The 23,993-nt window shown below is 57.5% G+C and carries 23 protein-coding genes; 13 read left to right on the forward strand and 10 right to left on the reverse strand.

Annotated elements, in window-relative coordinates; genetic code table 11:
• The first annotated feature begins 6 nt into the window (after window positions 1–6).
• The 5 genes from ACO6TI_RS08570 (at window position 7) to ACO6TI_RS08590 (ending at window position 4,935) form a co-directional block, all read left to right on the forward strand.
• Window positions 7–384 carry a hypothetical protein gene (locus ACO6TI_RS08570; RefSeq protein ID WP_055119246.1) on the forward strand — a complete coding sequence of 126 codons (378 nt, stop codon included), beginning with the start codon at window positions 7–9 and terminating at the stop codon, window positions 382–384.
• 28 nt (window positions 385–412) lie between these two features.
• On the forward strand, window positions 413–1,027 hold the full coding sequence (locus tag ACO6TI_RS08575; protein WP_197000058.1) for a LysE family translocator: 615 nt from the start codon (window positions 413–415) through the stop codon (window positions 1,025–1,027).
• A 51-nt stretch (window positions 1,028–1,078) separates the two neighbouring features.
• A complete protein-coding gene (locus ACO6TI_RS08580) occupies window positions 1,079–1,837 on the forward strand; it encodes an SDR family oxidoreductase (RefSeq protein WP_196878183.1) in 759 nt (252 codons plus the stop codon).
• 45 nt (window positions 1,838–1,882) lie between these two features.
• Window positions 1,883–3,286, forward strand: a complete 1,404-nt coding sequence (gene lpdA / locus ACO6TI_RS08585) for a dihydrolipoyl dehydrogenase (protein ID WP_197000057.1) — start codon at window positions 1,883–1,885, stop codon at window positions 3,284–3,286.
• A gap of 89 nt (window positions 3,287–3,375) precedes the next feature.
• The gene (locus ACO6TI_RS08590; RefSeq protein WP_348315854.1) at window positions 3,376–4,935 is read left to right on the forward strand and encodes a hypothetical protein; all 1,560 of its coding nucleotides are present in this window, start codon (window positions 3,376–3,378) and stop codon (window positions 4,933–4,935) included.
• Window positions 4,936–4,942: 7 nt separating this feature from the next.
• On the opposite strand, the gene ACO6TI_RS08595 is transcribed toward ACO6TI_RS08590, so the two are convergent.
• Window positions 4,943–5,722, reverse strand: coding sequence for a methyltransferase domain-containing protein (locus ACO6TI_RS08595; protein ID WP_055119750.1), 780 nt, complete (start codon window positions 5,720–5,722; stop codon window positions 4,943–4,945).
• 16 nt (window positions 5,723–5,738) lie between these two features.
• Window positions 5,739–6,158, reverse strand: a complete 420-nt coding sequence (locus ACO6TI_RS08600; RefSeq protein ID WP_104701415.1) for a MerR family transcriptional regulator — start codon at window positions 6,156–6,158, stop codon at window positions 5,739–5,741.
• Window positions 6,159–6,243: 85 nt separating this feature from the next.
• Here ACO6TI_RS08600 and ACO6TI_RS08605 point away from each other — a divergent pair, with 85 nt between their 5' ends.
• The gene (locus tag ACO6TI_RS08605; RefSeq protein ID WP_055119257.1) at window positions 6,244–6,882 is read left to right on the forward strand and encodes a cation transporter; all 639 of its coding nucleotides are present in this window, start codon (window positions 6,244–6,246) and stop codon (window positions 6,880–6,882) included.
• A gap of 18 nt (window positions 6,883–6,900) precedes the next feature.
• On the opposite strand, the gene ACO6TI_RS08610 is transcribed toward ACO6TI_RS08605, so the two are convergent.
• The 3 genes from ACO6TI_RS08610 to ACO6TI_RS08620 all read right to left on the reverse strand — a co-directional run bounded on the left by ACO6TI_RS08610 (window position 6,901) and on the right by ACO6TI_RS08620 (window position 8,795).
• On the reverse strand, window positions 6,901–7,866 hold the full coding sequence (locus ACO6TI_RS08610; RefSeq protein WP_197000054.1) for a metallophosphoesterase: 966 nt from the start codon (window positions 7,864–7,866) through the stop codon (window positions 6,901–6,903).
• A 168-nt stretch (window positions 7,867–8,034) separates the two neighbouring features.
• A complete protein-coding gene (locus ACO6TI_RS08615) occupies window positions 8,035–8,271 on the reverse strand; it encodes a hypothetical protein (protein ID WP_055119262.1) in 237 nt (78 codons plus the stop codon).
• Window positions 8,272–8,390: 119 nt separating this feature from the next.
• Entirely contained in the window at window positions 8,391–8,795 is a 405-nt protein-coding gene (locus ACO6TI_RS08620; RefSeq protein WP_055119264.1) for a hypothetical protein, read from the reverse strand.
• A 33-nt stretch (window positions 8,796–8,828) separates the two neighbouring features.
• Between ACO6TI_RS08620 and ACO6TI_RS08625 the strand changes: the two genes are divergently transcribed.
• The gene (locus ACO6TI_RS08625; RefSeq protein WP_422384759.1) at window positions 8,829–9,449 is read left to right on the forward strand and encodes a GNAT family N-acetyltransferase; all 621 of its coding nucleotides are present in this window, start codon (window positions 8,829–8,831) and stop codon (window positions 9,447–9,449) included.
• Window positions 9,450–9,462: 13 nt separating this feature from the next.
• Here the strand turns inward: ACO6TI_RS08625 and ACO6TI_RS08630 are convergent, their stop codons facing one another.
• The 4 genes from ACO6TI_RS08630 to fsa all read right to left on the reverse strand — a co-directional run bounded on the left by ACO6TI_RS08630 (window position 9,463) and on the right by fsa (window position 12,639).
• Entirely contained in the window at window positions 9,463–10,422 is a 960-nt protein-coding gene (locus tag ACO6TI_RS08630; RefSeq protein ID WP_422384760.1) for a tyrosine recombinase XerC, read from the reverse strand.
• A gap of 143 nt (window positions 10,423–10,565) precedes the next feature.
• On the reverse strand, window positions 10,566–11,045 hold the full coding sequence (locus tag ACO6TI_RS08635; protein ID WP_422384761.1) for a hypothetical protein: 480 nt from the start codon (window positions 11,043–11,045) through the stop codon (window positions 10,566–10,568).
• Between the two features lie 125 nt (window positions 11,046–11,170).
• Window positions 11,171–11,797 carry a PEP-CTERM sorting domain-containing protein gene (locus ACO6TI_RS08640; protein ID WP_409856115.1) on the reverse strand — a complete coding sequence of 209 codons (627 nt, stop codon included), beginning with the start codon at window positions 11,795–11,797 and terminating at the stop codon, window positions 11,171–11,173.
• Window positions 11,798–11,985: 188 nt separating this feature from the next.
• A complete protein-coding gene (fsa, locus tag ACO6TI_RS08645; RefSeq protein ID WP_055119272.1) occupies window positions 11,986–12,639 on the reverse strand; it encodes a fructose-6-phosphate aldolase in 654 nt (217 codons plus the stop codon).
• A gap of 276 nt (window positions 12,640–12,915) precedes the next feature.
• On the opposite strand from fsa, the gene ACO6TI_RS08650 reads away from it, so the two are divergent.
• From ACO6TI_RS08650 to ACO6TI_RS08675, 6 genes are all read left to right on the forward strand, one after another.
• Window positions 12,916–15,111 carry a primosomal protein N' gene (locus ACO6TI_RS08650; protein ID WP_409856113.1) on the forward strand — a complete coding sequence of 732 codons (2,196 nt, stop codon included), beginning with the start codon at window positions 12,916–12,918 and terminating at the stop codon, window positions 15,109–15,111.
• A gap of 352 nt (window positions 15,112–15,463) precedes the next feature.
• The gene (locus tag ACO6TI_RS08655; protein WP_055119276.1) at window positions 15,464–16,024 is read left to right on the forward strand and encodes a F0F1 ATP synthase subunit delta; all 561 of its coding nucleotides are present in this window, start codon (window positions 15,464–15,466) and stop codon (window positions 16,022–16,024) included.
• Complete coding sequence (gene atpA / locus ACO6TI_RS08660) at window positions 16,024–17,553, forward strand: F0F1 ATP synthase subunit alpha (protein WP_055119278.1); 1,530 nt, start codon at window positions 16,024–16,026, stop codon at window positions 17,551–17,553. Before ACO6TI_RS08655 ends, atpA begins: the two co-directional genes overlap by 1 nt.
• A 33-nt stretch (window positions 17,554–17,586) precedes the next feature.
• A complete protein-coding gene (locus ACO6TI_RS08665) occupies window positions 17,587–18,471 on the forward strand; it encodes a F0F1 ATP synthase subunit gamma (RefSeq protein ID WP_055119280.1) in 885 nt (294 codons plus the stop codon).
• 124 nt (window positions 18,472–18,595) lie between these two features.
• Window positions 18,596–20,020, forward strand: a complete 1,425-nt coding sequence (gene atpD / locus ACO6TI_RS08670; protein WP_055119281.1) for a F0F1 ATP synthase subunit beta — start codon at window positions 18,596–18,598, stop codon at window positions 20,018–20,020.
• A gap of 95 nt (window positions 20,021–20,115) precedes the next feature.
• A complete protein-coding gene (locus tag ACO6TI_RS08675) occupies window positions 20,116–20,523 on the forward strand; it encodes a F0F1 ATP synthase subunit epsilon (RefSeq protein WP_422384762.1) in 408 nt (135 codons plus the stop codon).
• A gap of 91 nt (window positions 20,524–20,614) precedes the next feature.
• Here ACO6TI_RS08675 and ACO6TI_RS08680 read toward each other — a convergent pair whose 3' ends face one another.
• A complete protein-coding gene (locus tag ACO6TI_RS08680; RefSeq protein ID WP_422384763.1) occupies window positions 20,615–23,980 on the reverse strand; it encodes a PAS-domain containing protein in 3,366 nt (1,121 codons plus the stop codon).
• Between the last annotated feature and the right edge of the window lie 13 nt (window positions 23,981–23,993).

Below are 23,993 nucleotides of genomic sequence, written 5' to 3' on the forward strand. Positions count from 1 at the left end.
CCGCAAATGTTCGGCAGGCCAATTCCAATCTGGTTGATCCTTGGGTTCTTGGCCTATATCGCGCTGGGAGCCACATGGAATTTGGTCTCCACACTGGGTGTGGGCGCTTCTTCGGTCACCTTGCACTCGGTTTTTGGTGCCGCGATCGCAGGTCTGGCGTCATGGCTTGCGATCGAGATTTGGCTGCAGAGTCGCCGTATCCTGCGAGCCGCCCTGGCTAACCTTGGGTTCACGGTAGTCTATTACAGCCTGATTGCGGCAGGGTTCGCAACGCGCGGCTTTTACGAAGGGATTGTGTCCGCTGCGATAATTGGCACAATCCTGGCGGCGATCTGGCTTGCGATTTACCACTATCTCAAGAACCAGGCAAAGAACCACGTTTGACAAGAGCAGGGAAAGTCTGGGGACCGAAATGAGTCTGGAATTTCTGATTACCGCCCTGATCGTCGTCCTGGTCCCCGGGACCGGGGTCGTCTACACGGTCGCCGTCGGGCTCGGTAAGGGACGGCAGGCGGCTCTTGCCGCCACCGTCGGCTGTACGATCGGGATCGTTCCGGCGATCCTGGCGTCCGTCGTCGGGCTGGCAGCTCTCATGCACACCAGCGCCCTGATCTTTCAGGTGGTGAAATATGCCGGTGTCGCCTACCTGCTTTATCTGGCCTGGAAGACACTGAATGACAGCGGTCCTGTTGACCTGAAGGCGGACAGGGGAGTGCGCAAGAGCTTCGTCGCGACGGCACGAACCGCCTTCCTGATCAATATTCTCAATCCGAAACTGACCGTCTTCTTTATGGCGTTTTTGCCGCAATTCGTCAGTCCCTCTGCAGTGAACCCGACAATGGACATGCTGATGCTCGGTGGCGTCTTCATGGCCATGACCTTTGTCGTCTTTCTCGGATATGGGCTGTTTGCATCGCTGGTCGGAGAAAAGGTCCTGAAGAGCGAACGGGTCATGGTCTGGATGCGGCGGACGATCGCAGCTGCCTTCGCCGGATTCGGCCTCAGGCTGGCAGTCGCGGAGCAGTGACGGGTTTCAAATCGGCGGCTTGTGTCCAATCAAGCAGGTTCTGGAGAGTAGATGTCTGACAGTGTGTTCATCGTAACGGGCGGAAGCCGGGGAATTGGCGCCAGCGTGAGCCGGAAACTCGGTATTCCGGGGCAAACGGTTGTTGTCAATTACACCGCCAACAAGGCGGCTGCCGATGCGGTTGTTGCCGAAATCGAGCAGCAGGGCGGTAAGGCTGTCGCTGTGCAGGGCGATGTCGGCAGCGAGGCCGATATCCTCCGCCTGTTCGAAGAAGCGGACAAGTACGGCGGCCTTGCAGGACTGGTCAACAATGCCGGCGTGGTCGACGTCTCCCAACGCGTCGACGAAATGAGTGTCGAGCGCCTCAACCGGATCTTCACGATCAACGTGGTCGGTTCCTTTCTGTGTGCCCGAGAAGCCGTGAAACGCATGTCGACGAAACACGGCGGACAGGGTGGCTCTATCGTCAATCTGGCCTCGGCGGGTTCCAAACTGGGTTCGCCGGCGCAATATGTCGATTACGCTGCCTCCAAGGGTGCGATCGACACGATGACGGTGGGACTCGCACTTGAAGTTGCCGACGAAGGCATTCGCGTGAATGCCGTTCGACCCGGTATCATCGACACGGAACTTCATGCATCCGGCGGGCTGCCTGACAGGGTGGCTCAAGTGCAATCGAAACTCCCCATGAAACGTGCGGGGACCGCCGATGAAGTGGCGGATGCAATCATCTGGCTCATGTCCGACCAGTCCAGCTACACGACCGGAGCTATCCTGGACGTGTCCGGTGGCCGGGCAATCCTACCTTGATCCGGCAAACTGGATCTGAAACTGAAAGAGGCAAAGGCGACCAAAATGTCCCAATATGATCTTGTCGTCATCGGAACCGGCCCGGGCGGCTATGTATGTGCGATCAAGGCGGCTCAGCTTGGTCTGAAAACCGCCGTTGTCGAAAAACGCGCAACCCTTGGCGGCACCTGCCTCAATATCGGCTGCATTCCCTCCAAGGCGCTCCTATATGCGTCGGAGATGTTCGAGGAAGCAGGCCATGGTTTTGAGAAGCTCGGCATCAAGGTCTCGAAACCGAAGGTCGATCTTCCCGGCATGATGGAGCACAAGACCGACACCGTGGATGCCAACGTCAACGGTGTTGCCTTCCTGATGAAGAAGAACAAGATCGACGTTCACACCGGTACCGGCAAGGTCCTCGGGGCCGGCAAGGTGGAGGTCACCGCCGACGACGGCAGTGCGTCCGTCTTGGAAGCAAGGAATATCGTGATCGCGACCGGCTCCGATGTCATGCCGCTGCCCGGTGTCGAGATTGACGAAAAGCAGATTGTGTCGTCTACCGGCGCCCTGGAACTTGAAAAGGTTCCGGGCAAGCTGGTTGTCGTGGGTGGCGGTGTCATCGGCCTCGAACTGGGGTCCGTTTGGAACCGGCTCGGATCAGAGGTCACCGTGGTTGAATTCATGGACAAGATCCTTGGTCCGATGGACGGGGATGTTTCCAAGAACTTCCAGCGGATGCTGAAAAAGCAGGGCATGACATTCAAGTTGTCGTCGAAGGTCACCGGCGTCACGAAAAAGGGCAAGGGCCTTTCTGTCAGCGTCGAGCCCGCCAAGGGTGGAGACGCTCAGGAAATCGAGGCCGACATTGTCCTGGTCGCCATCGGCCGCCGTCCCTATACGGAAGGCCTTGGACTTGAGACGGCAGGTGTCGCTCTTGATGATCGCGGCCGCGTACAGATTGACGCGCACTACAAGACGAATGTCGACGGCATCTATGCAATTGGCGACGTGGTAGCCGGACCGATGCTGGCACACAAGGCAGAAGACGAAGGCGTCGCGATTGCCGAAATTCTCGCAGGTCAGGCCGGACACGTGAACTACGATGTCATTCCCGGGGTCGTTTACACCCAGCCGGAGGTGGCCTCTGTCGGCAAGACCGAAGAGGAACTGAAGGCAGGCGGCATCGAGTACAAGTCCGGTAAATTCAACTTCTCCGCCAACGGCCGGGCTCGTGCCATGAATCACACCGACGGTTTTGTGAAGGTACTGGCAGATGCCGCGACCGACAGGGTCCTCGGTGTTCACATCGTCGGCTTCGGCGCGGGCGAGATGATCCATGAAGCAGCGGTTCTGATGGAATTCGGTGGCTCTTCGGAAGATCTGGGGAGAACGTGTCACGCGCACCCGACCATGTCCGAAGCGGTCAAGGAAGCCGCGCTTGCCACTTTTGCAAAGCCAATTCACTCCTGAGTGGGCAAACGCGCTGAGAATTGACGGAATTAGGGCGCCGCAGGCATCATTGGCTGCGGCGCCCGTTGCTTGTATTGGCTGGAGTTGCGATGCCGGTGCGGATAGGCCTCGCGGACAAGGGATCGCAAAGCCGGGGGGCTATCGTGCGAAATGACGACGCCAGCAGCTTCACGATACTGCATGCCTGCCTCTGGCTGCTGTTGGCCGGCCTGGCGGCACCTGTCTTTTTCTGGCCGGATCACACGATTGCGCATGTGGATGATCTCTTTTTCATACCCTGGGCTGCGGAATATGCCACGACAGGAAATCACGGCAATCCACTGCTAGCAGTTCAGTTTCCCGGACTTGAAAACTATCATCTTTATACCCGCTTCCATCTGATCCTTTCCGGCTTGTTCCTGGATCAGTTCGGTGTCAGCAGACAAAGCGTCGTTGCTTACGAGTATCTTTGCTTCCTGCTGACGACGCTTGCTTTCACGGCCCTGTGCCTGGCCATCAGATTGCCGAAAGCTGCGCTGGTCGCGCCGCTGTTACTCGTCCCGACCTATGTCGTGACCGGGTTCCGGCTTGAGGTCACTGCCTGTGTCTTCTGGATGTTGGGCCTTTCCCTGTTGTTCTGGGCTGCAAGACTGAAGGACGCCGGAAGGGCGGATTTGCAGGTATCCTGTCTCAGGACACTTGCGAAGCTGGCCTTGGTCTTTGCACCACTGGCCTCACCAGCTCTCTTCGCCTGGGGCCTCGGCGCTATTGTTGTTCACGACATCTGGAGGTTCGTGTTCCGGGAAGCAAAGATCGTTGCATTGTTCTTCGAAAATGCCGTCGCGCTTGCTCTGGGACTGGTGATCTTTTCGCTCAGCATCGACTTTCAGTATCGCGAGTTCGTCGACCAGATCGTCTTCCATGCAGCAAGGTCGACCGGACACGGGATCAATGATGAGGCGCTTGGCAGGGCGGCGATATTTGCCGTTGTCGGAGCTGCGCTGACAAGATGGTCGCGCCCTGCCGCGCTTGTCTGCCTGCTATTGTCCGTCGGTCAGGGACTTGCTGCATTTCTTCATGACAAGGTTCTGGTACGCAATCTCGCTGCGAGCATGGTTTTTCTGGTGGCGCTCGACGCAGTCACGAGGAAACGGTTCCAGAGAACCGCTTACGTGCTTTACACGCTGGTGTTCCTCGTCCTCACGGCAAATTTCCTGGTTTTTTATGTCCTCTCCGAACGTGCGTCGGGCCGGGCTGCAGCAACCCGGGACTACTGGAACGATATTGATGCAGACAACCGGGTCTTCATCGACGAGACCATGGCGCATCACTATCTCGATCATCAGACCCGCGATGCTGTTTCATGGACATGGGGTCGGGAGTTCCCGCTGGCGCGCGCAGAGGAATTGAACGAATTGAGAGCTGGTGAAGTCTGGTATCTGAGCCCCTATACGCTGTTTGCCTATCTCAAGGGACACACCGCAATTGCCAAAGCGCTCGCCGAGGATGTCGATTACCGGCGTTTGCCCCAGCTTTCCTGTGTCATGGGTCGGCATTCCTGCCGCCTTCCGGCGGAACGATGGACCATGCTTCGCCTTCAGCGGGATGATGACCGGATCATGGTGACTGACTACGCGTCTGATCGCGAGTTTACGGTTCCGGCAAATTGAGGAGACCTCAACCCGGCTTCGAAGCCGTTATGACAAAGTGGGTTATCGAGAAAAAGAAGCGTCCTGAATTGGAGAGCTGAACCTGTTCCTCGGCCCAGTCATTCGCGTCGTCCTCCGACACCGCACCCTTGCTGACAACATATGGTTTCATGAGATGGATCATCATGTTCGGCAGACCGTCGGGATGCAATTCGGTGCTGTTGAACGGGATTGCGGTCACGTTGTCGACCCGGAAACCGGCATCACGCAAGATGGGCGGCAACACGGCGGGGACGCAACGTTCCACGAGATGTTTGTCCCAGGTGTCGAGCATCAGTTTCATGCGCTCCGGCTTGTCGCTGAACCAGGCCGTGGTGTCCCAGTGCATGTCGCCGACAACCAACCGGCCGCCGGGCTTCAGGATGCGCTTAACCTCGGCTATGGCGCCGGCAAGATCGTCCAGATATTCGAACACCTGCAACGAAACCGCCTTGTCTGCGGAATTTCGCTCAAGCGGCAGTTCTGTGGCGGTGCCGCGCAGGATCTTCACGTTTGAACACTGTGCACAGCGCTTGACGGCAGCGTCACGCATGTCTTCACTCGGGTCGATGCCGAGAACTTTTCCTGCGTCTCCGATGGTGCGGGAAAGTTCGAGCGTCAGCAGTCCGTTGCCGCAGCCGATATCGGCAATGATATCACCTGGTCTTGGTCGCAAGGCATCGAATGAGGCACGCCTGCGTCTGGAAAAATCCGCCCCCAGATAGGCCTCCTCCAGAAGCTTCGTTGTCCGTTCGTCGAATTGGAGCATCTGATCGTCTTCCGGTTCAGTGATTGTCCAGGCACTGGCTGTGATCGCCGAACGCCTTGAGCACATTGCACTGGGTCACCGTATGATCGCCTCGGCAACTCGTTGCTATCCGGGCGAGTTCCGCCTCCAGTTTTTTCAGATGAACAATACGCTCGCGTATCGACTTGAGCTGGTCGGCCGCAATCCGGTCCGCTTCGTGACAGGGCTTGTCGGGGTGCTGGCTGAGTTCGATCAGGTCGCGGATCGCCGGCATGGGAAGACCGAGATCCCGGCTGTGCCTGATGAAACGGAGACGCTCACGGTCGGTTTCCCGGTACCGCCTCTGATTGCCTTCGGTGCGCACAGGCGGGTCAATCAGGCCCTCTTTTTCATAATACCGGATGGTCGGTACTTTCACACCGGTCTGCTTTGACAGTTCGCCGATTGAAAAATGCATCAAAAAAAACCTCTTGAAGCTCTAGTCGCTATAGGGATTAGAAGACTCTGCAAGGAAGAAATCAAGACACTTTACGGAGAAAGAAATGGGCGCCTGCTGCGGACACTCTCACGGAACGTTTGACGGTATGTCGAAAGACTACCGCCGGCGTCTTTGGCTCGTGATCGGTTTGAACGCGGCCATGTTCATCGTTGAAATGGGGGCGGGTCAGGCGGCAGGATCAAAGGCGCTGCAGGCGGATGCTCTCGATTTCTTCGGCGATGCCGTGACCTACGGAATTTCGATGGCCGTGATCGGCGCGTCTTTGAAGACCCGCGCTGTGGCGGCGCTTGCAAAGGGTGTCAGCCTGCTGCTGATGGGTTTGTGGGTTGCAGGAACAACGCTTCACCAGGTTTTTGTTCTTGGCGTGCCTCAGGCCGCCGTTATGGGATCTGTCGGGTTTCTCGCTCTGGCGGTCAATCTTGCCAGTGTGATGCTGCTGGTGCGTTACAAGGATGGTGATGCCAATGTCCGGTCGGTCTGGCTCTGTTCGCGCAATGACGCGATCGGCAATGTTGCGGTCATGATCGCTGCGATGGGTGTCTGGGGCACGGCGACTGCCTGGCCGGACCTCGTGGTTGCCGGCTTGATGGCGGCGCTGTTCGTAAGCTCTGCGGTTCAGATCCTGAGCCAGGGAATTCGGGAATTCAGGCACGACACCCTGATATCCACGGAACGCTCCTGAGCAGACAGACCCGAAGCATCAGGCAGATGCCCCGGGTTCAGTATTGCCGAGATGCACGAGGGTTACCTCGGGCGGAACGCCGATCCTGACGGGCAGCAGAGAACAGCCGAGACCGCCGGACACAACCAGGTGCCGGGGCTCGGCCGACAGACCGAGGTGCCGGACAAGTTTCGAACCCGAGTACTCGACATAATGTCCATAAGGGTACTTTTTGCCGTGTCTGGCCGGATATCCTGGCCGGTAGCCGAAACAGTTGATCTGGCCGCCATGGGTGTGCCCGCTCACGGTCAGGCTGACGCGGGAAGGAACATCGTCGAATATGTCGGGTTCATGTGCCATCAGAAGGACGGGTGCATCATCGGTAATTTGCGCAAGGGTGCCGGACAAGTCGTCGAGCCCCTGCATTGTCTTCCGCTTCAGCTTCAGGTTCGGACCGAGTGCCATCTGGTCTTCCAGGCCTGCCACCCAGAATGGATGGCCGTCCTTTTCAATGCGGGCCGCTCGGTTTTGATAAAGAGGAATACCCGCGTTGAGCAGGGCCTGGCCGTATTTCGTCGGGCCGCTGCCGGACAATTGCGCCTCCTTGTCATCCCACCAGTCGTGGTTTCCCAGGATCGCGTGCGTGCCGAGCGGTGCGGAAAGGTTTCCGAATTGATCCGCCCAGGCCTGTGGTGGAATCGGACCGTACTGCATTTTGTGATCAGCAACGTAGTCCCCCAGCATCAGGATGATGTCCGGTTTCAACTCATTGGTTCTCTCGACAATAAAACGGACCCGGTCGAGGCCCATCCAGGGGTCGCAGATATGCGGGTCTGCGATGAGCGCGGCCGTGAGGTGCAGGTCTTTGGGCCAATTCGGGGGCGTCAGATAGTGGTGTTGCACCCGTAGACGGAAAGGTTCGATGCCGACCGCGTAGGCGGCGGTCGACATGGTGCTGAGGGCAGCGATGCCCAAGCCTTGCAGGAAATTTCGCCTGGAAATCATGAAGCCCCTTGGTTTGCCATCGGAATTGCGTTTGGCTTTTCAGCACTATCCAGTCCGGAAGAGGCGCAATGAAGGAGACTTTCAGCAGATTTTGTGCAGGTTGGCCTTGCGCAAAAAAAAACCGCTGCCGAAGCAGCGGGAGACTGATTGGAGCAAAAGAAACTTGGATTACTCAGTTGGTTCCTCTGCAGGAACCGGCAGGATGATCTCTTCCTGCGTGATCTCATCGCTGAGATCGTTGGTCGCGATGGCGACATCGACATTGACTTCCGGAACGAAAGTCGTGTCCGCGACAGACATGTTCTCGTCGGCCTTGGCTGTCTTTCCCCAGGAACACGCGCTTGCCGGAGCAATGGCGAATGCTGTCAGGGCGAAACCTGCTATGGCTGTGTTGATCAGACGCATGATGAGCCTCCGTCTGTTGCTGCGCGGGACAAGCGCAGTAACATGTAGGGTAAAGCAAAAATGAAATCGGACAAGGAAAAACCGGGTAGAGATTGATACCAAGGTTAAGATCGGCCGGTTTACTTTCTGTTAAGATTATATGTCTTTTCCGTCCGGGGCTCAGATAAGTCATTGACAACGTTGACGACATGTGCGTCGAGCATGTCCCCGAACGCCTTTAGCGTAATCTGCTTGCTGCTCAGAAAACCGATCAGAAGAACGTCTATCGCGCCATCGGAACGAAGGTCTGCCTTGGTCCAGCCCCACTTGCAGTCACGCGGGATACAGGATGTGAACGCCCTGACACGAACGAAAACCTGTTCGTTCTCGCACTTGCTTTCCACTTCGATCCGGCTGATCTCCTTGGGCTTGGCGTCCGAATAGACCCATGTCCCGTCTTCGGGAAGCGGACAGTAAACCCGCTGCGCCTGGGATGGTGCAACGAGAAGCAGGAACATTCCGGCGACCAGGATCAACATACGCATTGACGCTCTCCAGAGAAGGTTCGCTAGCGGTGCATGTCTGCGGCGCGTCTTCCAGTTCAGCGCCATGACTGGATGCAGGTGCCCTGCGAACCCGCCGACGATATACTGGTCATCTTCGGCGATTCGCAATCATTCGGACATAACCCGGTCATGCACTCACTTACCACGGAGCAGCTTGTGCTGCGCCCACCAGAGGATAGCGACTTTGAAGTTTACAAGTCGTTTTTTTCCAAACGGGAGGCGTCACGATATTACGGCGGTCCGCTACGGCCTGATCAGGCGTGGCGGGTTCTGGCCTCTCATCTCGGACACTGGCAATTGCGTGGCTACGGCATGTGGATGATTGTGCCCGGTGAAAGCGGGGAGCCTGTGGGTGGCTGCGGCTTCGTCTGGCCGGAGGGTTGGCCGAGGCGTGAATTGACATGGTGGCTGATGCCGGAGGCCCGTGGCCGCGGCATTGCCGTCGAAGCTTCGCGCACCGCCATTCGCCACGCCTATGATCACTATGGCTGGCCACGTGCTGAAACGCACATGAGTGATGACAATATCGCTGCAAAGCGACTGGTCCAGAAACTGGATGGCACGGAGATCGCTCGCGAGATCTTTCCTGACGGCGAAACCCGCACTGTCTATGAGTTGCCGCGCCCAGACTGAAATCGGAGGGTGTTCATCGCCTCGGATGGGCCTTGTCATAGGCGGCCAGCAGATGTGTGCTGTCGACCTCGGTATAGATCTGCGTCGAGGACAGGCTCGCGTGGCCGAGCAATTCCTGGATCGTCCTGAGGTCGCCGCCGCCTGCCAGGAGATGCGTGGCAAAGGAATGACGCAGGGCATGAGGCGTCGCGCTGTCCGGCAGACCGAGCGCGCCACGCAGTTTTTCCATGGCGAGCTGGATCATGCGCGGATTGAGGGCTCCTCCGCATGCACCCAGGAACAATGGACCTTCCGGACTGATGGCGTAGGGGCAGAGCTTTTGATACTGGGCGATGGCCTCGCAGACCGCCGGCAGGATCGGAACGATGCGCTCCTTGCGGCCCTTGCCGACGATGCGCAGGGTCTTCGTGCCTGGTCCCGGTGCCATACCGCCGGTCAGCGACAGGGCTTCGGAAATTCGAAGGCCGCAGCCGTAAAGAAGGGTCAGGACCGCCGCGTTGCGTGCTTCGATCCAGGGGGCACTTTCCAGCGCGAAATCACCGCTTGTCACATCGATCGCGTCGCGCGAGGAAACGGGTTTGGGCAACGATTTCGCCTGGCGTGGCGGCCGGACAGCGGCGGACGCCGCCGCATTCACTTCTCCGCGCCGTTCCAGGAATTTCAGGAAGGAACGAATTCCGGCAAGCCCGCGTGCAAGCGACCGGCTCTGGGCCCCGGTCCTGCGACGGGAAGCCAGAAAGCCGCGAAAATCCGATGGGCGCAGCTCGGCAAGATCCTTCAGCGACGGTGCCCCGCCGAGATGCTCGGTCAAAAAGCGAAGGAACTGCCGCAGATCCCGTTCATAGGCAACCAGCGTCTGGTCCGACAGCCGTCGCTCGTCGGACAGGTGATCGAGCCAAAGTCCGACCCGGTGATTGAGGTCCGGTTTCGCGGTCACAAGAAGGTCTGACGTATCGGGGGCGGTCTTGCTCATGAGGAACACTAACGCGATAGCCGGTTCCGATTGGTTAATGGGGCTGACAGAGAGTCTGGATCGGATTTCAGACCGAATGTCGTCCCGCGATGCGTTCCGGCAGCATAGCTCGCAATCCACAATGACATCTGTCGATGGCAGCTTTAATTGGCAAACTCGACGTCGCCCTCGAACCATGTGGTCTTGCGACCGTCGGAGAGTTCGTTGCTGACATATGTCCCTTCACCCGTCATGCCGACATAGCGGCCAGTACCATGGACCACGTGCCAGACACCTTGCCTGTGAAAGGGGTTCTTGTCCTGCGCGTTCCACAGATTGCTGCCGGGTGTCAACTCATGGGCGACTGTCCACCGATCAGGAGACGTGCCAAAGATGCAGATGCCGTCTCCCAGAATCTCCTTGGGCGTCCAGAAGCCGGCACCATGGCATTCGACGGCACCATCCGGAAGCGGTCCTTTCTCCCAGACTGTCGTACCCTTGCTGTCGTAAACGTAATAGCCGGCATACTCGCCGGTCTTCCAGGTCCGGGCTTCGGAGATATAGGTATTCGTACCTCCGATCAGTTCTCCTGCTGACGCCGGGAGGGCCAGCAGGACCAGGCTGGTAGCATTGAACATCTTCATGGGAATATTTCCTGTCCGGGCAGTTTTCGCACGACGGCAATCTTATCGGATAAACTCCGAATTGGCCCAGAAAACAAAAAAAAGCGGCTCGAAAGCCGCTTTGAATTCGTCGTCACTAACTGCGGTTAGCCTGTCTTGCGTCGACGCCATCCGGCAAAGCCAAGCAGGCCGATGCCACCAGCGAGCAGCGGCAATGCAGCGGGAAGCGGTACAGGTGTAATCGCATCACCGGTGACCCGGACCCAGTCGACCTTGTAGCCTTCGCTGCTGGTACCAACATCCGACCAGAACATCAGGTTGAAGATGGAATTGTCGGCGCCAGGGCTGATCGAGATCAGATTGGTGAGCCAGGTCCCGCCGCCTGTGTTCCCGTTAAATACCTCGTTCCACGCGCCTTCGTTGCTCATCGCCGGTGCGGGGCTTTCAGCCCAGGAAAGGTAAAAGTCGTCACCCGTCTCAACACTGCTGAATCCCTTCCAGCGAAACTCGACTTGAATATTGGTATAGCCTGTCGCGTCGATGGTCTTGCTGGCAGCCGCTGCATCCGGATTTCCAGGCAGAAAGTCTCTTAGTCTCAGGGCGTTGCCGAAAACTCCAACGTCGTTGTTGTCGTCTTCAAGCTGAGTCCAGCCGTTGCCGGGATTGTTGCTGTTTGCCCTGTTGAAGCTGTCATAAAACAAAGTAGCCGCTGAAACGCTGCTTGTTGCCAGGATGGCAGCCAATACCGTTGCAGTTCCAAGCAATTTTTTCATTGTCGTCCCCCAAAAATTGTAGATACGAAATTCGAAAGTTTTTTATCGGGCTCGTTTGAAGCACACCATCACTAGTTAGCGTATTGTTAACGTTGACACAACCTTATTTGCAACTGTGGTTTGCGGCGTCGGAAAAAAAACGACCCGGAAACCGGGCCGTTCAAAAACACTGATTTGTATATGAGCCGTCAGAGAACGCTCTGGCCGGTCTTGGCCCAATCGGCCAGAAATGCGTCGAGGCCCTTGTCCGTCAACGGGTGTTTGACGAGGCCCTTCAGCGTTGCGGGCGGGACCGTTGCGACGTCCGCGCCGATGAGTGCGCAATCCTTGACATGGTTTGCGGTGCGGATCGATGCGGCCAGGATTTCCGTACCGAACCCGTAATTGTCGTAAATCACGCGAATTTCCCGAATCAGCTCAAGGCCGTCGATATTGAGGTCGTCCAGGCGGCCGATGAACGGAGAGATGTAGGTCGCGCCGGCTTTTGCGGCGAGCAGCGCCTGGTTCGCCGAAAAACACAAGGTGACGTTGGTCTTGGTGCCTTCTTCCGTCAGTTGCTTGCACGCTTTCAGGCCATCGAATGTCAGCGGCAGCTTGATGACGACGTTATCGGCGATGGCACGCAGGACATGGGCTTCCTTGATCATGCCGTCAAAGTCGGTCGCAGCTACCTCGGCGGAGACGTCGCCCTGTGTGATCGCGCAGATTTCGGCGATTACTTCCTTGAAGTCGCGGCCCGACTTGGCGATGAGAGATGGATTGGTGGTCACGCCGTCGAGGAGCCCGGTGGATTCCAGTTCCTTGATCTCGGCGGTGTCGGCTGTGTCGACAAAGAATTTCATACGTGTTGTCTCCCGGTGAGGCGCCCGTTCGGCCGCCGGATACGCTCGTCCCGTCTTGTGCAAAACGGTTGCGTGGTTGGTCGCGCCCTCTTTACCCTAGGATGATGACAAGAAGAACCCCTGATTCTCCGGTGGACGATTTTTCTGCGGTACGTACCTCAACACCCTTTCACCTTGATTGCCTGCCGACCACAGGCAAACTTCTGTATCTTCTTGCCATATTGCGAACGCCCTTCGGCGCCTTTCAAAATCGAGGGTATGGAGACCTGAATATTAGTGCTGTTTGACGATCAAGATTTTCAGGAAACCATCGCCAGTGTCCTGGTGCCGGTCGCGGTGCCGAGGGCCTATACCTATAAAGTCCCTCCCGGGCAGTCGGTCGTTCCCGGAACAATCGTCAGGGTGCCGCTCGGTCCGCGGGAAGTCGTCGGTGCGGTCTGGGACATTGAACCGGATGCAGCGATCAATCCGAAAAAACTGAAATCCATCACCCGGGTCTACGACCAGACCCCGCCGCTGGATGAAGATCTGCGCCGCTTTGTCGACTGGGTGGCGAACTGGACGCTGGGAGCACCCGGAATGGTGCTGCGCATGGTCCTGCGTTCGGAAGAAGCATTGGAACCTGAGCCACCCGTCCCCGGTGTGCGCCGGGTCGAGGGCGCTGAACCGGAGCGGCAGACGTCTGCCCGCCGCCGCGTACTGGAAACCATGGAAGACGGATTTGCCTGGACCAGGAGCGGTCTGGCACATGCCGCCGGCGTGTCGCCGTCGGTGATTGACGGATTGATTCAGCAGAACGTCCTCGAAGTTGTTTCCATGCCGGCGGCGCCGCCACCGCCGAAACCACAGCTCGACTATGCCCGCAAGAAACTGACGGACGCCCAGGAAGCGGTTGCTGCGGGCCTCGTCAGCACTTTCGAAAAGGGAACCGGCGTGACGCTCATCGACGGTGTCACGGGGTCGGGAAAGACGGAGGTTTACTTCGAGGCGATCGCTGAGGCCTTGCGGCGGGAGAGACAGGCTCTGGTCCTTCTGCCGGAAATCGCTCTCACGGAGCAGTTCCTGCGCCGCTATGAGCAGCGATTCGGTGTTTATCCGGCTGAATGGCATTCAGAGATCACTCCGAAGAACCGGGCGCGTGTCTGGCGCGGCGTGGCGTCGGGTGACGTGCGCGTGGTGATTGGCGCCAGGTCTTCCCTGTTCCTGCCTTTCAGGGAACTGGGCCTGATCATTGTCGACGAGGAACATGACGCGGCCTTCAAACAGGACGACCGTGTTCCCTACAGCGCGCGGGATATGGCCGTTGTGCGCGGGCACATTTCAGGATTCCCGGTCGTGCTCGCTTCCGCAACGCCATCCGTGGAAAGTCACGTGAATGCGGAAATCGGAAGATACACTCTTTATGAACTGCCTGAACGGGCATCGGGCGCGGCTCTGCCGGATTTGCAGGCGATCGACATGCGGCTGGATGGGCCGGAGCGGGGCAGATGGCTTGCGCCACGGCTTGTCCATGCCATCAAGGATACATTTGCCGCAGGTGACCAGTCTCTCCTGTTCCTGAATCGGCGTGGATACGCCCCTCTGACCTTATGTCGCACCTGTGGCCACAGGTTTCAGTGCGCCCATTGCAGTGCCTGGCTGGTTGAACACCGTTTTCAGAAAAGACTTGTCTGTCACCATTGCGGTCATTTTGAACCGGTTCCGGACAATTGTCCCTCGTGCCAGAGCGCCAACAGCCTTGTTGCCTGCGGACCGGGCGTCGAGCGCGTTGCCGAAGAAGTCTCCGATCTCTTCCCGCAGGCGCGCACCCTTGTACTGTCTTCCGATCTGCCGGGTGGACCGGAACGTTTGAAGCGGGAGATGAAGATTGTCGAGGAAGGCGGTGCCGATATCATTATCGGGACCCAACTGGTCGCGAAAGGTCACAATTTCCCCAAGATGAAACTGGTCGGGGTCATCGACGCCGATCTGGGTCTGGCGCACGGTGATCCGCGCGCTGCCGAAAAAACCTTTCAGCTTCTTGCTCAGGTCACAGGCCGCGCGGGGAGGGTGACCGGAGGCGGCCGGGGACTGCTGCAGACCTATAATGCGGATCATCCTGTCATCAAGGGGCTGCTATCGGGGGACAAGCATGCCTTTTACCAGGCCGAGATCGAGGCAAGACGGGTTGCGGGCCTGCCTCCGTTCGGCCGATTGGCGGCCGTTGTCGTGTCGGGACCGGACAAGATTTTTGCCGAAGGCTATGCCCGTGCGCTGGCCCGGGCGGCGCCTCCCGATGAAGCGGTCACCCTGCTGGGCCCGGCAGAAGCCGCTCTTGCGATGGTCCGCGGCAGGCACCGTTATCGGCTGCTGACCATGGCGCCGCGCCAGTTCGATCTCCAGTCCTACCTGCGGCGCTGGTTGAATCAGGGTCCGAAACCAACAAAAGGTCTGCGCGTCCAGATCGATATCGATCCTCAGCATTTCATGTGACAGTGCAGAGTTTGTCGGGCCGTTGCCGAAACCGGAATTCTCTTGCGATTGCAACGTGCTTCGGCCTCGCGAACAGGCGCGGCCGGACACTCGCCCGGGTTTATTTCGGAAGGCTGAGCGGCCTCGCCTGGAAGGACTTTTTATCGCCATGCAGCAAAAAACACCCAAGATTCCTTCAGAACAGTCTTTTGGCGAAGTTGCACACTGGGAAACCCTGTGCTAATTGAGGCGCGGCTTTGGGGGAACGGTTTAACCGTCATACCTTCTGACCTCGAAATCATTCATTATTTTCAATGCCTTGCGAGCGCTTGCCGTTTTGCGGGCTTGAAAAACGTCAGAGAGCACGGACCTGGTGACTGACAACGTATCTCTCGTATCCGGCGTGGCACAGCGTTATGCGTCCGCCCTTCTCGACCTCGCGGAGGGTGACGGCACTACCGCTGACGTGGAACGGGATCTCACTGCTTTCCAAGGCATGCTTGCCGAAAGCGAAGATCTCGACCGTCTTGTGAAGAGCCCGGCATTCAGTGCAGAAGAGCAGCTTACAGCGCTCACCGCACTTCTTGACAAGGCAGGCATCTCTGGCCTCGCCGCAAATTTCGTGAAGCTGGCCGCCCGTAACCGGCGCCTCTTCGTTCTCCCCGACATGATCAAGTCGTTCCACGCCCTGCTCGCAGACAAGCGTGGTGAGGAAACTGCAGAAGTCACTTCTGCAACTGTCCTTTCAGACGAGCATGTCGCAGCCCTGAAGGAAGCATTGTCTGCTTCGACGGGCAAAACCGTAAACATCGCAGCGAAAGTCGATCCTGCACTGATCGGTGGCCTCGTGGTCAAGGTCGGTTCCCGCATGATCGACACGTCGTTGCGTACCAAGCTCAATTCACTCAAGTTCGCGATGAAAGAGGTCGGCTGATGGATATTCGGGCCGCGGAAATCTCCGCAATCCTCAAGGACCAGATCAAGAGCTTTGGCCAGGAAGCCGAAGTTTCTGAAGTTGGTCAGGTGCTCTCCGTCGGTGACGGTATCGCCCGTGTTTATGGTCTGGACAAGGTTCAGGCTGGTGAAATGGTCGAGTTTCCAGGTGGTATCAAGGGCATGGCCCTTAACCTGGAATCAGACAACGTCGGTATCGTTATCTTCGGGTCTGACCGCGACATCAAGGAAGGCGACACCGTCAAGCGGACCGGCGCCATCGTGGAAGTTCCGGTCGGCAAGGGCCTCCTCGGTCGCGTTGTTGACCCGCTCGGCAACCCGATTGACGGCAAGGGCCCGATCGAGGCCACTGAAAAGCGCCGCGTCGACGTAAAGGCACCAGGCATCCTGCCGCGGAAATCCGTGCATGAGCCGATGTCGACTGGCCTGAAAGCCATTGACGCCCTGATCCCGATCGGACGTGGGCAGCGTGAGCTTGTCATCGGTGACCGTCAGACCGGCAAGACCGCAATCATTCTGGACACCTTCCTGAACCAGAAGCCTCTGCACGCTTCCGATGACGAAGACGCCAAGCTGTACTGCATCTACGTTGCCGTCGGTCAGAAGCGGTCCACCGTTGCCCAGTTCGTAAAGGTTCTGGAAGACAACGGTGCCATGGATTACTCCATTGTCATCGCCGCGACCGCGTCCGACGCGGCTCCGCTGCAGTTCCTGGCACCGTTTGCCGGCTGCGCGATGGGCGAGTTCTTCCGTGACAATTCCATGCACGCCGTTATCGGATACGACGATCTGACCAAACAGGCCGTGGCCTATCGTCAGATGTCGCTGCTTCTGCGCCGCCCGCCGGGACGTGAAGCTTTCCCGGGCGACGTTTTCTACCTTCACTCCCGCCTGCTGGAACGTGCTGCGAAGCTGAACGAAGAGCATGGCAGCGGCTCATTGACCGCGTTGCCGGTCATTGAAACCCAGGGCAATGACGTGTCCGCGTTCATTCCGACCAACGTGATCTCGATCACCGACGGTCAGATCTTCCTTGAAACGGACCTCTTCTATCAGGGCATCCGCCCGGCGGTGAACGTCGGTCTGTCGGTCTCCCGCGTTGGCTCTTCTGCCCAGATCAAGGCGATGAAGCAGGTTGCGGGCCCGGTTAAGGGTGAACTCGCGCAGTACCGTGAAATGGCGGCCTTCGCACAGTTCGGTTCCGACCTCGATGCCACCACGCAGCGTTTGCTGAACCGTGGCGCACGTTTGACCGAGCTTTTGAAGCAACCGCAGTTTTCGCCATTGAAAACGCAGGAACAGGTCGCGGTGATCTATGCCGGCGTGAATGGTTATCTGGATGGTTTTGCGGTTGACCGGGTGAAGGACTTCGAAGAAGGCCTGCTTCTGTTCCTTCGCGGTGAGCATCAGGATCTGCTGGATGCAATCTGGGACAAGAAAGCTCTCGACGACGAACTGACTGGCAAGCTGAAAGCTGCCATCGATGCGTTCGCCAAGAACTTCGCTTAAGACGACACGCCGGGATAAGGAGCAGGGGCGGCCATGCCGAGCCTGAAGGACTTACGAAACCGCATCGCTTCCGTGAAGGCGACGCAGAAAATCACCAAGGCCATGCAAATGGTGGCCGCGGCGAAACTGCGTCGCGCACAGGAAGCTGCGGAGGCCGCGCGGCCCTATGCGGAACGCATGGGAGCGGTGCTGACCAACCTCGCGGAAGCATTCGAGGGTCGCGATGACGCTCCGAAGCTGATGTCCGGTACGGGCAGCGACCAGGTTCATCTCCTGGTTGTCGCTACCGCAGAACGCGGGCTTTGCGGGGGATTCAACACGAACATTGCCAAGCTGGCTCGTGAAAAGGCGCGCAGCCTGATCGCGGACGGCAAGACGGTCAAGATCATCTGTGTCGGCAAGAAGGGTTTTGATGCCCTCAAGCGCGAACTCGGCCAGCATGTGATCAAGACGATCGATCTGCGCAGCGTAAAGAATGTGGGGTTTGTCAATGCCGATGAGATCGGCAAAGAGGTTCTCTCCATGTTTGCCGACGGCGAATTCGACGTCTGCACGTTGTTCTATTCGACGTTCAGGTCGGTGATTGCACAAGAGCCGACGGCAAAGCAGTTGATCCCGGCCAGTTTCGAAACCGACGAGACTGAGGACCGTAGCGGTGCCCAGCCGGTTTACGAATATGAGCCGGATGAAGCGGAAATCCTTGAGGATCTGCTGCCGCGTAACATTTCCGTACAGATTTTCCGGGCTCTTCTGGAAAATGCTGCTTCCGAACAGGGTGCCCGCATGTCCGCGATGGACAATGCGACCCGCAATGCCGGTGACATGATCGACAAACTGACGATCAACTACAATCGCCGGCGTCAGGCGCAGATTACGACGGAATTGATTGAAATTATCTCGGGTGCGGAAGCGCTCTAAAGCGTTTTGCGCCCGTCAGGGCGCAGAGTGCCGGACTAGAATTAGTATCGATCAACTCTTCCGCCTTGTTGCGAAGACGCACAGGGCAAGTTGATCTAACGGGATCGAGACGAGGATTAGGGACATGGCTGACAAACAGGTCGGACGGATCACCCAGGTCATCGGCGCCGTTGTCGACGTCAAGTTCGATGACCACCTGCCGTTGATCCTGAACGCTCTGGAAGCGGATAACCAGGGTGTACGCCTGGTTCTTGAGGTGGCACAGCACCTCGGCGAGAACACGGTACGCACCATCGCAATGGACTCCACCGAGGGTCTGGTGCGCGGACAGGACGTCGTCGACACCGGCTCACCGATTGCGGTGCCGGTTGGCGATGGCACGCTGGGCCGCATCATGAACGTTATCGGCGAGCCGGTTGACGAAGCTGGTGAAATTCCACACACCGACAAGCGCGGCATCCACCAGGAAGCGCCATCGTTCATCGAACAGTCCACCGAAGCTGAAATCCTGGTGACGGGCATCAAGGTCGTCGACCTTCTCGCCCCTTACGCAAAGGGCGGCAAGATCGGTCTGTTCGGTGGTGCCGGCGTTGGCAAGACCGTTCTGATCATGGAATTGATCAACAACGTCGCCAAGGCTCACGGCGGTTACTCGGTGTTCGCTGGTGTTGGCGAGCGAACTCGTGAGGGCAATGACCTTTACTGGGAAATGATCGAATCCGGCGTGAACAAGGAAGGCGGCGGCGAAGGCTCCAAGGCTGCTCTTGTATATGGCCAGATGAACGAGCCTCCCGGAGCGCGTGCGCGTGTTGCGTTGACCGGTCTGACAGTTGCGGAGCACTTCCGTGACGCGGGTCAGGACGTTCTGTTCTTCGTTGACAACATCTTCCGCTTCACCCAGGCCGGTTCCGAAGTGTCCGCGCTTCTCGGCCGTATCCCGTCTGCTGTGGGCTACCAGCCGACACTTGCGACAGACATGGGTACGATGCAGGAACGCATCACGACCACGAACAAGGGCTCGATCACGTCGGTTCAGGCCGTGTATGTTCCGGCCGATGACTTGACCGACCCTGCACCGGCCTCGACCTTTGCCCACTTGGATGCGACGACGGTTCTGAACCGCGCGATTGCGGAAAAAGGCATCTATCCGGCTGTGGATCCGCTGGACTCCACGTCCCGCATGCTGGACGCCCGCATCATCGGTGAAGAGCACTACGACACTGCCCGTGCCGTTCAGGGTACGCTTCAGCGCTACAAGGCGCTGCAGGACATCATCGCCATTCTCGGCATGGATGAACTGTCTGAAGAAGACAAACTGACCGTGGCCCGTGCCCGTAAGATCGAGCGCTTCTTGTCTCAGCCGTTCTTCGTCGCAGAAGTGTTCACCGGTTCACCGGGCAAACTGGTTGCTCTGGAAGACACGATCAAAGGCTTCAAGGGCCTCGTTGATGGTGAATACGATCACCTTCCGGAAGCAGCATTCTACATGGTCGGTTCCATGGAAGAAGCAATTGAGAAAGCTCAGAAACTGGCTGCGGAAGCTGCCTGATCCGAGTTTTAACCGGACGCCCGCTCGAGCGTCCGGTATTCCTGATTTCTGATGGCCTGGCCATCTGAAACGTAGACTGACAAGGAAGACGCCAAATGGCTGAACTTTTCCAGTTTGAGTTGGTCTCGCCGGAGCACCAGCTCCTCTCCGAACAGGTGGCTGAGGTCGTTGTGCCCGGTGCTGAAGGAGAGTTTGGCGTTCTGAAGGACCATAGCCTGTTCATGTCCAGCATAGCGCCGGGCATTCTGAAGGTTCGCAACGACGGCGATTCCTGGACGGAATACTTCGTGCGCGGCGGCTTTGCCGATGTATCGGCCGACGGGTTGACGGTGCTTGCCGAACAGGCTGTTCCGGTTTCGGAGATCAGCCGCGAACAACTTGATCTCGCGATCAAGAACGCGGAGGAAGACGCTGCTGACGCCAAGGACGACATGACCAGGCAGAAGGCAGACCGGACACTTCGCAGGCTCAAGGATGTTGCCGAGGCCCTGAAAAAGATCTGACGGGCGCCCTGCAGTTCACATCATTCAGAACGCGGACCGGAAACGGGCCGCGTTTTTTGATTGAGACGCAAAAGCCTATCAGGAAAAATGTCTACGCATTCATCGCGCCAGGTTCTTCAGGTAGATCGAAGAACCTGAAATCGTTTCTGCCGCTGTTCTTGACATCATAAAGCGCGACGTCAGCGTTCTTGATAATTGCATTGGCATCCGAACGGGAGCCGGAGATCGGCGAGATACCGACACTCACCCCAATTCGGATCGTATGTTCCTTTATGGAAAACGCACCCTGCAATTTGTGAACGATCCGGCTTGCGATGACTTCAGCAACCGTCCTTGACGCGCTGTTGAGAATGATACCAAACTCGTCACCACCCAGCCTGGCCACAAGATCAGTGGACCTCACGCACGCTTTCAGCCGTTCGCTGACCTGTTTGAGCAAGGCATCGCCCGCGTCGTGACCATACGTGTCGTTCACCGGTTTGAACTTGTCGAGATCAAGCAGCATCAGGGCGCTTTCCGAATCCTGGTCCAATTCCTCCAGGGTATCGTCGAGCCGGGAATTGAAAAGTGTTCTATTGGCCAGCCCTGTCAGCGTGTCGTGATGCGCTGCATACTCGATTTTTTGAACGGCCAATTCACTCTTCGTGACGTCCTCGTGCGTTCCGATCCAGCCGCCTCCAGGCAGTGGCGCATGAACCGCGCTGATGAACCTTCCGCTGGGATGCCTGAATTTGGAGCGAACGACTTCTCCAGCTGAGAGCCGAATGAGCAGATCCCTGACGTGTTCGATCACGTCTCCATCGAATTCACCACGGGCTTTTTCCGCCTCAATCAGGTCGACAAGGGTAACGCCTTCTCTGACGTCGTCCTCTGGCTTGTTGAAGATGTCGATGTACTGCTTGTTCCAGAGCCTCAGGCGGCCGTCCTTGTCAAAGACGCTGACGCCTTGCCTCATGTTGGCCAGAATGGCTTCAAGTTCCAGAGACCGGCTGCGCGAAGCACGTTCGCTTTCGGCCAGCTGGCTTTCCATTCTCTTGCGGTCTGTCACATCAAAGAAATTGTAGACAAAACCGCCCGAAGGCAACGGCGTCCCTCTGATTTCCAGATACGAACCGCTTGCGGCACCGCGAACATAACTGTGGGGTTGGGTTCGGTCGTAGGAATGAAACTTGTCGAGAGCGAGTTGCTCGGGGTCGCCCTCGCCATAGTCACCTCGCTCCGCGTTGTATTTCAGGTAGTCGAGCAAATGAAGTTTCTGATCGACGAAATCCTGCGGATAACCAAGAAGGTGCCCGAACTCCGAGTTTGCCGCCCCCAATTGAAAATTCTCGTCATAATATGCAAATCCGCCTGGGAAATTGTCGAAGATCGCCTGCAGCGTGTCGGCTTGCTCCTTTGTTTCCGTGATGTCGGCGATCGAGACGACAACTCCGTCCAGTCCATTCTCGCCAAGCGGATCGATCGGCCTCGCGTTTATGCGAAGCCAGGTCAAACCATGGCGATAGGAGGTGCTCAGGCTCGCAACGAGATCCGTAACGGCGTCTGGATCATGGACAGCCAGTTTGAGTGGGTCGCTGTTGTTGATGAATTCCGAAGACTCCAGGGTGACCGAGCGCGCGAGTTCGTCAATTCGAAGACCCGTCAATCCGTTGTCGTCAAAGCCAAACAGTTTTTCCGCCACCGGATTTGCGGATTCGATGACACCATCCCGCGACAGCAAAAGAATGCCCTCGCTCAAGGCTTCCAGAGTTGCCCGTTGAACAACTTCCGACTGCCTGATTGTCTGTTCCCGCCGTTTGTGGTCTGAAATATCCAGAAGACTGAACACGATGCCGCCATTCGGCAAAGGCGTGAATCTCACGTCCAGAACAGTCCCGTCTGCAGTTACCCGTTCGAGTTGAACAGGCTTTCCGCTCATGAACGGGTTGTATCTCTCCTCGACCACCTTCTCTGCTTTGCTTGCAACGCGCTGTTCCTGGCGTGCGGCGTACATCATTGTGTCTTTCAGGTGAGGTTTCTGGGACAGCAATTCCTTTGGAAGCTTGAAGGCATTTTGGAAGGCATCATTATAGTTCTGCAGTTGCAAGGCTTCATCGAAATAGACCATTCCGCCGGGAAAGTTGTCGAAGATCGCTTGCAGGGTATCTCTCTGGGTCTTTGTTTCCGTGATGTCTGTCAACGAAACGACGATACCGTCCAGACCGAATTCGTTTGTTTCGCCAATGGACGCTGCATTGATCCTGAGCCAGGCACCTCCGGTTTCGTTTCGCCGGGTAACATGAACAACTGTGCCGTTGACATGATCGGAGCCGTTGGCGATTTGCCGGAACAGGTCTTCAGGTGAGTTGAACGCTTTGTCTTCAAACCGGAACTCAAGGTCGAGGTCCTTGAACCTGGTGTCGACAACGTCTTCATGCGAACAACCCAGAAGGTCTTCACCGGCCTTGTTGATCGACCGGATGCGCCCGGAACGGCTGAGGAGAAGGACACCTTCCGACAATGTATGCAAGGTGGCCCGGTGCATGGATTCGGAGCAACGGACCGACTGTTCGGTCTTTTTCCGCGCAGTAACGTCCTGAAGAGCGCCGACGATACGGATGACTTCACCGTCTTTGACAATGGGTCTGCCGGCGGCGCGGACCCAGATGTTACGACCCTTTGCAGTAACGAAAGGCAGTTCGGCATCCCAGCTGACGCCAAGTTCGATCGCGTCCTCGACTGCCTTTGAAATGATGTGGCGGCTGTCGGGCGGATAGAAAGACAATGCAAAATCCACGGTCGGACGAAAGTCCGAGGGCACTTCGTGAATCTCTTTTGTTTTGTCAGTCCATGTCAGTGTCTTGGTCCGAACACAGAGTTCCCAGCCGCCGACGCCGGATACACTTGTAATTTCTTCAAGAAGATCATTCTTTTGAACGGCCAGTTCGTGTTCCTGCTCGGCCTGCGCCAGAGCTGCATCCTTCTCCCGTCGAATCTCATGCGACTTGATCAGGCCCTCGACAACCTTGCCCAGCCTGCGCAATTGATTGAGTTGCTGCCGGGAAGGACTGCGTGGAACACGGTCGATGACGCAGAGCGTGCCCAACCGGTTCCGGCCATCGATGGACAGGGGGCATCCGGCGTAGAAACGGATATTGGGAGCCCCGGTCACGAGTGGATTGTTCTTGAACCGCTTGTCGGCATGGGTGTCTGCGACGATGAAAAGCTCGTCGGAAAGAATGGCGTGCTGGCAGAATGAAATATCACGCGGCGTGCCTTCGACATCCAGACCGCATCTGGCCTTGAACCACTGCTCATCTTCCGAAACGAGGGACACCAGGGCTATCGGGCAATCGAAAATGGCTGCGAGGGATTCAACGACGGAATCGAATTCAGGCAGACGTTCAGACCCGAGGATCTGAAGTTCGTGCAGGGTCTCAATTCGCTCTTCTTCGTTTTCTGGCCTCACGGTATCCATGCTGCGTCCCGTC

This window comes from Roseibium album (assembly GCF_965233825.1).
GTDB lineage: Bacteria > Pseudomonadota > Alphaproteobacteria > Rhizobiales > Stappiaceae > Roseibium > Roseibium album.

Coding starts and splice junctions, on each gene's coding strand:
- ACO6TI_RS08570 (WP_055119246.1), top strand. CDS start 7: ATGTTCGGCAGGCCAATTCCAATCTGGTTGATCCTTGGGTTCTTGGCC.
- ACO6TI_RS08575 (WP_197000058.1), top strand. CDS start 413: ATGAGTCTGGAATTTCTGATTACCGCCCTGATCGTCGTCCTGGTCCCC.
- ACO6TI_RS08580 (WP_196878183.1), top strand. CDS start 1,079: ATGTCTGACAGTGTGTTCATCGTAACGGGCGGAAGCCGGGGAATTGGC.
- lpdA (WP_197000057.1), top strand. CDS start 1,883: ATGTCCCAATATGATCTTGTCGTCATCGGAACCGGCCCGGGCGGCTAT.
- ACO6TI_RS08590 (WP_348315854.1), top strand. CDS start 3,376: ATGCCGGTGCGGATAGGCCTCGCGGACAAGGGATCGCAAAGCCGGGGG.
- ACO6TI_RS08595 (WP_055119750.1), bottom strand. CDS start 5,722: ATGCTCCAATTCGACGAACGGACAACGAAGCTTCTGGAGGAGGCCTAT.
- ACO6TI_RS08600 (WP_104701415.1), bottom strand. CDS start 6,158: ATGCATTTTTCAATCGGCGAACTGTCAAAGCAGACCGGTGTGAAAGTA.
- ACO6TI_RS08605 (WP_055119257.1), top strand. CDS start 6,244: ATGGGCGCCTGCTGCGGACACTCTCACGGAACGTTTGACGGTATGTCG.
- ACO6TI_RS08610 (WP_197000054.1), bottom strand. CDS start 7,866: ATGATTTCCAGGCGAAATTTCCTGCAAGGCTTGGGCATCGCTGCCCTC.
- ACO6TI_RS08615 (WP_055119262.1), bottom strand. CDS start 8,271: ATGCGTCTGATCAACACAGCCATAGCAGGTTTCGCCCTGACAGCATTC.
- ACO6TI_RS08620 (WP_055119264.1), bottom strand. CDS start 8,795: ATGCGTATGTTGATCCTGGTCGCCGGAATGTTCCTGCTTCTCGTTGCA.
- ACO6TI_RS08625 (WP_422384759.1), top strand. CDS start 8,829: ATGTCTGCGGCGCGTCTTCCAGTTCAGCGCCATGACTGGATGCAGGTG.
- ACO6TI_RS08630 (WP_422384760.1), bottom strand. CDS start 10,422: ATGAGCAAGACCGCCCCCGATACGTCAGACCTTCTTGTGACCGCGAAA.
- ACO6TI_RS08635 (WP_422384761.1), bottom strand. CDS start 11,045: ATGAAGATGTTCAATGCTACCAGCCTGGTCCTGCTGGCCCTCCCGGCG.
- ACO6TI_RS08640 (WP_409856115.1), bottom strand. CDS start 11,797: ATGAAAAAATTGCTTGGAACTGCAACGGTATTGGCTGCCATCCTGGCA.
- fsa (WP_055119272.1), bottom strand. CDS start 12,639: ATGAAATTCTTTGTCGACACAGCCGACACCGCCGAGATCAAGGAACTG.
- atpA (WP_055119278.1), top strand. CDS start 16,024: ATGGATATTCGGGCCGCGGAAATCTCCGCAATCCTCAAGGACCAGATC.
- ACO6TI_RS08665 (WP_055119280.1), top strand. CDS start 17,587: ATGCCGAGCCTGAAGGACTTACGAAACCGCATCGCTTCCGTGAAGGCG.
- atpD (WP_055119281.1), top strand. CDS start 18,596: ATGGCTGACAAACAGGTCGGACGGATCACCCAGGTCATCGGCGCCGTT.
- ACO6TI_RS08675 (WP_422384762.1), top strand. CDS start 20,116: ATGGCTGAACTTTTCCAGTTTGAGTTGGTCTCGCCGGAGCACCAGCTC.
- ACO6TI_RS08680 (WP_422384763.1), bottom strand. CDS start 23,980: ATGGATACCGTGAGGCCAGAAAACGAAGAAGAGCGAATTGAGACCCTG.